The organism is Edaphocola aurantiacus (assembly GCF_019797745.1).
GTDB lineage: Bacteria > Bacteroidota > Bacteroidia > Chitinophagales > Chitinophagaceae > Edaphocola > Edaphocola aurantiacus.
The window spans coordinates 1-7,430 of record NZ_VOSI01000007.1; the positions used below are offsets into that span (position 1 = coordinate 1).

5 protein-coding genes and 1 rRNA gene are annotated in these 7,430 nt (G+C 40.3%); 3 read left to right on the plus strand and 3 right to left on the minus strand.

Annotated features, from left to right (window positions below; translation table 11 throughout):
* Window positions 1-297: 297 nt before the first annotated feature.
* Window positions 298-1,167: an aldose 1-epimerase family protein gene (locus tag FTD44_RS15970; RefSeq protein ID WP_222167382.1), complete on the plus strand. Its 870-nt coding sequence runs from the start codon at window positions 298-300 to the stop codon at window positions 1,165-1,167.
* 70 nt (window positions 1,168-1,237) lie between these two features.
* Here FTD44_RS15970 and FTD44_RS15975 read toward each other — a convergent pair whose 3' ends face one another.
* A complete protein-coding gene (locus tag FTD44_RS15975) occupies window positions 1,238-3,994 on the minus strand; it encodes a TonB-dependent receptor (protein ID WP_222167383.1) in 2,757 nt (918 codons plus the stop codon).
* A gap of 9 nt (window positions 3,995-4,003) precedes the next feature.
* Window positions 4,004-4,765: a GLPGLI family protein gene (locus tag FTD44_RS15980; protein ID WP_222167384.1), complete on the minus strand. Its 762-nt coding sequence runs from the start codon at window positions 4,763-4,765 to the stop codon at window positions 4,004-4,006.
* Between the two features lie 143 nt (window positions 4,766-4,908).
* Between FTD44_RS15980 and FTD44_RS15985 the strand changes: the two genes are divergently transcribed.
* Complete coding sequence (locus FTD44_RS15985; RefSeq protein ID WP_222167385.1) at window positions 4,909-6,381, plus strand: sensor histidine kinase; 1,473 nt, start codon at window positions 4,909-4,911, stop codon at window positions 6,379-6,381.
* Complete coding sequence (locus FTD44_RS15990; RefSeq protein WP_222167386.1) at window positions 6,371-7,078, plus strand: response regulator transcription factor; 708 nt, start codon at window positions 6,371-6,373, stop codon at window positions 7,076-7,078. The genes FTD44_RS15985 and FTD44_RS15990 overlap by 11 nt, the downstream gene beginning before the upstream one ends.
* 246 nt (window positions 7,079-7,324) lie before the next feature.
* On the opposite strand, the gene rrf is transcribed toward FTD44_RS15990, so the two are convergent.
* A 5S ribosomal RNA gene (rrf, locus tag FTD44_RS15995) occupies window positions 7,325-7,430 on the minus strand; the annotation flags it as partial.

Below are 7,430 nucleotides of genomic sequence, written 5' to 3' on the forward strand. Positions count from 1 at the left end.
CTCCAAAAACACCTCAAAGCCAATCCCAGTCTCACTTCCCATCCAATATTAAGAGCAACCCCCGTTTCCGTAAGGGAGTGCAAAGATAGAACCATTTAAAATCCTAAACAAATCTTTTTGCTCCTTTAACCCAAATACACCTGATCAATTTTTATCATAAATCAATACCAGTACACATTACAGACCACACATATTCTTTAAAATATAAGTACAGAAGCAAGGAAAAGGTGAGAAAATCGACCTGTAATTTCATGTTTTTAGGTGATTTGTTTATTTTGCCCAAAACAAATCTACCTGATGCTTACACTGGAAACGCCCGCAGCAAGAGTAAATATTCTCCTAAAAGGTGCTGAACTCTGTAGTCTATACCATAAAGAAACACAGACAGAATATATATGGGATGGCAATCCTGCTTTCTGGAACAAGCATAGTCCTATCCTATTCCCGATAGTGGGTACGCTAAAGAATGATACATTTTCACATAATGGACTGCTGTATTCCTTGCCCAGACACGGTTTCGCCCGGGATATGAATTTTACGGCAGAACAACATGGAGCCGACCAGGCTACATTAAGTCTGCAGTCGGATGCCGAAACACTGGCTAAATATCCGTTTCTATTCTGTCTGAAAGTGCATTATAAACTTACCGATGATAATTTGGCGGTGAGCTACAGTGTAGAGAATACTGGTGATGATAACATGTACTTCTCTATTGGCGGACATCCTGCATTTAAAATACCAATTAATGATACCTTACAATTTGAGGATTACGAACTGCAATTTGAACAAACAGAGCAGGCTGATATCTATCCGCTAAATCAAGATGGACACCTGGTACAACAAGGTATTCCTTTTTTGCAGCACACCGCTAACGTGTCCTTGAAAAAGGATTTGTTCTATGACGATGCACTCATCTTTAAACAGCTAAACTCTAAAAAAATACGTTTAGCATCTTCGAAAGACAAACGATATATTGAAGTTTCTTTTGAGCAGTTTCCCTACCTGGGAATATGGAGTAAAAAAGATGCCAATTTTATCTGTATCGAGCCATGGAATGGGGTTACTGATGTTGAAAGCGCATCCGGGCTGCTTGCAGAAAAAGAGGGAATATGTATGCTGGAGCCACAGCAAAAATGGGAAGGCTCCTGGCAGATACAATTTGGCTGATAACAAATATAAAGAGGCGGAGGGTTGATCATTAAAATGATCAACCCTCCGCCTCTTTATAAAACAGGTATTAACGCTGTACTGAAATACTACCAGGTGTACCTGCTTTGTTGAGCCTGTAACTGAAAGAAAGCACTGCATATCTTCCGATAGTATTAGAGCGCTGTTCCATAAGATAGTTCAGCTGGCTTATCCGCTGCACTGATTTGTTTCTGTCCAGCAAATCAAATGCCCTCAGAGATATAGCCCCTCGCTGATTCGCAAAAATGTATCGTGTAATTTCTGCACTTACAATCGGTACAGTAACCGGGTGATCAAAACTACGGGCAGTGTAATGGGTAATATCTCCGGAAGCGGTAAAATTCCATTTGGCGGTGGGTCGGTATCCAATCTGTGCAAAACCGGAATAATTATAATATTGATTATTCATCTCCTTATTGATTGAATAACGGGAATCTGAAATATTAATATTCCCTCCCCAATGCAGATCCCAAACATCGCTGCTGATATTGCTAAAACTCAGATCCAGCTTATGAGACAAAGTGTTATTCTTATTATTAATACTATTTACAGGGTTAAGACTTTGCGCCCAGGTCTCACTTATACTTGTATGAATGTTGAGCCCAATACTATTAATTGGCCTGGAATAATCAAGCGATAATTGTGAGGATACCTCATACGGTGTATTGACCAACTGTAGTTGCTGTGCAAGATTTGAGGATATAGTGCGGGCATATGCTATCTTATCGTTCGTATAACTTCCCCGCAATGATGCAGAAAAAGAAGACATGTTGAATTGATCAAACAAGAAATACATGGCGTTGACAGTATGGTTATACTCTGGTTTCAAATGTTCATTCCCTTTTGTCAGCATCAATGGATTGCTGTAATCGGTTACCGGCATTAATTGTGCAGCATCCGGAGCTGCAACAGAAGTGTTATATGAAAGTGTAATGCGCTTACCCCTGTCCTGATCTTTTTCCCAGAAGATAGATGGCAGGAAATAGCCATAATGTTTCTGATACAGGGATTGCCCATTCAGCACCGGGTTCAACCATAGATCTTTTCTTTGCAGGCCCATATTCCAACGCAGCGTTTTCTGGTTTCGTTTCAATGTTAAAGCATTAGACCAGGTGACTACATTTCTTGTAAACGCGGGACTTAATGAATCTGTAACCATATCTGGTACGTTAAGTGGTCCTTGTTTGCGATCGGTCATTTCAGTGGACAGTACAATGCTTGATGAAGGTTCAAGGAAATATCCTTTTCCCAATGTACGCACTGCACTCAGGGTCGCTGATCCGTTAGCACCGATACCTGTATAATTCCGATATTGCTCATCTCTTATTTCTTGAGCCGGATTAATATACACTGTTCGGTTGCGCCAGAACTCTTTGCCGGACTGCTTTTTATACCCGCCCTGCAATACAGCTTTTAGTACCGGCCAGCTCCCTTTCTGTTTTTGCAGCCAGGTAAAATCAGCGCCCGCTTCAGTTTTCTTGCCTTTATTATTGATGTAGTTATCAAGATCGTTTTCTAAAATGATATTCCTGTAACTCTCTGAAAATGATTGCTCATTTTGTTTACTGGATCCTAAAAGGCCATATAGATTAAAGGTCATGAAATGAGCTGAATCGACCTGCTGACGCCATTTTGCAGAAGCCCTGTTTGCCAGATTCGCAGACTTGCTCTGTTCATTTTTCTCCGTAGCGAAAGTGCCGTCGGGAATAAAATTTTTCGTATTTGTATATTGATCCAGGAGCTTGTCCATTCCATTACCCATATAGTTAAATGAAAGACGGTTATGCGCATCAGGCTCAGCCATATAATTTAAAGCAAATGCTCCTGAATTGACATTACCCGTTACCGGCTGTCCGGCATCAATAGGCATCTCATCTCCATCAATCCTGATCTCACCACCGTTACCGACAAGTGATTTCAGTCCTCCGTTAAAATTGAAATAATCTTCAAAGCTGAATCCGAATTTATTAATATTATTAAGCATACCCATCGCCGCCAGCTGGCTTTTAGGGCGAAACTTAAAAGCTTTCAGGGAAGCTTCATATTTCTCGGGAGTGCCTCCTCCAGCTTTTGTTTCACCAAAGTAGCCTGTTTTCTTTCCATCTTTCAATACCAGATTTAAAGTTTGCTCCCGCTCACCATCATCAATGCCGGAAAATAAAGATGCATCTGATTTCTTTTCGAAGGCCTGGACTTTGTCAACCGCATCTGCAGGCAGATTTTTAGTGGCAACTTTAGGATCATCGCCGAAAAACTCTTTTCCATCCACCAGGATTTTATTTACGGCCTTGCCCATCGATTTTATATTTCCATTCTTATCGACTTCTATCCCAGGCATCTTTTTCAGCAAATCCTCCACAACCGCATCAGGCTTAACTTTGAATGATCCGGCATTATATTCCAGGGTATCTCCTTTAAGTCGTATAGGTATCTTTTCTCCCGATACAATGACTTCATCCAGTACACTACCTTGTTCATTTTCGGCCAATACCTGTATACCCAGATCGGTTGTCATCTGGTCATTAACGGTTATTGATTTGTATTGTGTATAATAACCCATCAGCGCTACCTGTAGTAAATAGCTACCTTCCTTTACAGCAGTAAGGGTATAAAAACCCTGAGCGTTAGTGATGCCAAATGTTACGAGCGTAGAATCGGAAGGATCAAGCAGCGAGATGGAAGCCCCGCCCAATCTGCTGTACAGGCTATCTGTTACCTGACCTTTAAGGTTATACTGAACCGCATATACATTATTTAATGTAAGGCTGAGTAATAATAGTGTAAGGATGCCAATTTTTGTAAACATATGCATGGTTTATTTTTCAACCTTAAAAATGACGTTGCCTTCTCCTTTGAACTGCCGCTCCATTTCATCTATTTTCTTTTGCATGATGGCATCATATTCTTTAGCTGTAACCTTTTTACCTTTTGCAGGTGGCTTAACATGAGTGAGCATTTTGGCATCTATGGGTTCTACTTTTACAGCCGTGATCAGCATGGTTTGCCCGATAGAGACTTCCATAATCATACCTGGTAACCCGCTCATGCCATCAGGTCCGGATGATACGGGTATGGCTGTAGTATACCAGGCCATGATTTGGTATTGCCCATTCTCATCCATCATTGTTGCTTCCATACAAGGCATGCCCAATATTTTCTTCTGCCTTCCGGTTGTCTTCCATTTCGATGCGGGTAAGGACTCACTTTGAATGATAAATTGTTTCCCCATCAGATCCTTTTGCTCCGTTTTCTTTTGGTTTTTAATATCTGTATATACTTTTTCATCTGGCTCTTGTCCTACAGCACGGAACATCATGTTACCCTCTGTGTATTCCTGAGCGGCCTCCATTTTCACCGTACTGTTTTCATATAATGTTGCATCTGGTGTGAAGTATAATGTTTTCAATGATTTTTGCTCTGCAGGAATGATGTCTGCAAGGCCATCCGGTAGATTACTATTGGCAAATTGCCCCTTATCGATAAATACTTTACGCTCATAAGTAATCATGCCTAATGTTTGTTGTGCCATCGATAGGGTGGTCATCAACAGCAAGGGGAGTAATAATAGCTTTTTCATGTTTTATTTGATTTAAAATAATAGAGCAAAGCTACTCCTCGTAAATGCAGACTGGGGTTAACTCCCAACCAAATAAGGTTAAATAAGGTTAACTATTTTCTGTATTATTAAAGCATTTAGTTTATTTGCATACAGAACAATTTATGAAGGTGTTGGTTAAGACGAAACAGACAAGAAAATTACAATTGATCAGCTGGCTTATGCTGGCTAGCGAAGTACTGCTCCTATTATTTCTCTGTAAATGGATCATGAGCCAATATAAAGAAGAGTCTGCTCGGCTGGATAAGGATATACAGAATGTATTTTATACCGTTGAAACCAAAATGTCTGATAGTCTTTTAAACAAAGAAGTAACCACATTACTCTTGGCCAATAAATCTTCTGATACCATAGAATTCAATGTCAGTGCGCCGGACGTGAAGTTCATACCCGCCATACCTTCTGACAGAAAAATACTTCCTTCACCCTACGATACTGCAGCCGTACCAATGCTCATTTCCAAAAACAGTGGTATTGCTATACATTCCTACGCTGTTGCTCAGGATTCTGCATCAGTAATGAAACATCCGGAAGACACACGTAAGGTCCTCCGCTTTGCACTGCAGCAAATTATGAATGATATAGAAATGGATACCTTCCAGGTGAAAATAGATACCAGTTCACTCCGGAAAGAGTTTGCAGCAGCACTACATAAGAAGTGGCCAAATATAACTGTACACTGGCTTTCTGCAGGAAATATGCCGCATGCGTTCAGCTATAAACCCAAAAATACAGAGCGTAGTTTAATCCTGACCGGCCATAAATTATATATCACCAAAGCCATTATTGCACAAACTGCATTTTGCCTTGTGCTCCTTCTATTATCAAGCCTGGCCTTCGTTCTGGCTTATCGCAATACAAAACAACAAACCTTATTTTCATTACAGAAAGATCATTTTATCGACAACATTTCTCATGAACTTAAAACCCCGGTCGCCACAACTAAAGTTGCAATTGAGGCATTAAGTATGTATGATGCACTGGAAGATCCGCAGCGCTCAAAGCGATATCTCAGAATGGCCGGGTGGGAAATAAATCGTCTGGAGACAATGATCAATAAGATTATGGATACTACGCAGGCAACCAAAGGGGTATTGATTCTTGAGAAAGAAACCATAAATCTTTTAGAACTGGTACAGGAAATCGCATATTCTCTGCAACAGGTATTTATAGAACAGGAGATACAGCTGATCTGGGATACAAAGGATGATGGGATATTGTTGGTCTCTGCAGATCGTACACACCTGACTGGTGCCATTTATAATCTGATTGATAATGCAATAAAGTACGGGAATAATATTATCAGAATCAGTCTTTGCAAAAAGGAACACAATATATACCTCAGTATTGCTGATAACGGTACGGGTATACCGCAAGCCTATCAGTCCAGGATCTTCGAAAAATTTGTACGGGTTCCACAAGGGAATATCCATAATGTAAAAGGATACGGTTTAGGATTATCATATGCACAATACGTTATTGCTGCCCACAATGGCATTCTTAGTCTTGAAAAAGATTCCGGATGGGGAGCCGTATTCAGTATTTCACTACCAGAATCAGATAAAGATGAAGTATAAAGTATTATATATAGAAGATGAAGAACATCTGGCCAGTATTGTAAAGGAAACGCTTGAGATAAAAGGCTACAGAGTACAGCATCAGACAGAGGGTACAAAGATCCTGGATCTGATCAACACCTTTCAGCCTGATGTTTGCGTGCTCGATATTATGCTTCCATATATTGATGGATACAGCCTCGGGAGAACTATAAGACAAGCTTACCCCAAACTACCCATTATATTTCTGACAGCTAAAAGTCAGACACAGGATATTATTGAGGGCTTCAGTTCCGGAGGAACGGATTATATTAAAAAACCATTCAGCCTGGAGGAGCTCATGGTACGTATAGATAACCAAATATCTATACTCAACCAATCAGAAGCGGCAGTACAGAAAACGATTCCCCAGGAATTCAAACTAGGTACATTCAGATATGCTCCTCAGCTCATGAAACTATTCGGGCCTACCGAAACCATAAAGCTTTCCAACAGAGAAACAGAGATACTGAATATATTTTGCATGTCACCCAATGAGCCTATAGACCGGCGAGAATTGATGAAGATGATATGGGGAGATGATTCTTATTTTATCAGTCGCAACCTGGATGTGTATATACGCAGGCTCCGGGAGTACTTTGCGAAGGGGCTCGGTGTAGAAATTATAACTTTAAAAGGGAAGGGCTATCACTTCAGTGTATCTGATAATATAATGTAAGCCAAAATAACATAGCCATAAATAAGTAATAAGCGCCCTGTTTTTCAGGGCGCTTATTGTGTTGTATTGTATTTACTTGTATTGCTAGTTATTATGTTTCTGGTATAGTATTATAGTGTGGTGTAGTATTTATGGTATTGCTTGTATTGCTTGTTGTTTTGTTGTGTGGTGGTGTTGTTCTACTTTTGGTAAGTATATGCATATAAAAAAAGACACCCTTCAATCTTGAAGGGTGTCTTAAAATAAATATGGCAGCTACCTACTTTCCCGGAATACACCAGTATCATCGGCCATGATGGGCTTAACTGCTCTGTTCGGAATGGGAAGAGGTGAACACCATCGGCAATACCAC

Bases quoted from the DNA above. Each gene is read 5' to 3' on its own strand.
- FTD44_RS15970 (WP_222167382.1), top strand. From the start codon at position 298: ATGCTTACACTGGAAACGCCCGCAGCAAGAGTAAATATTCTCCTAAAA.
- FTD44_RS15975 (WP_222167383.1), bottom strand. From the start codon at position 3,994: ATGTTTACAAAAATTGGCATCCTTACACTATTATTACTCAGCCTTACA.
- FTD44_RS15980 (WP_222167384.1), bottom strand. From the start codon at position 4,765: ATGAAAAAGCTATTATTACTCCCCTTGCTGTTGATGACCACCCTATCG.
- FTD44_RS15985 (WP_222167385.1), top strand. From the start codon at position 4,909: ATGAAGGTGTTGGTTAAGACGAAACAGACAAGAAAATTACAATTGATC.
- FTD44_RS15990 (WP_222167386.1), top strand. From the start codon at position 6,371: ATGAAGTATAAAGTATTATATATAGAAGATGAAGAACATCTGGCCAGT.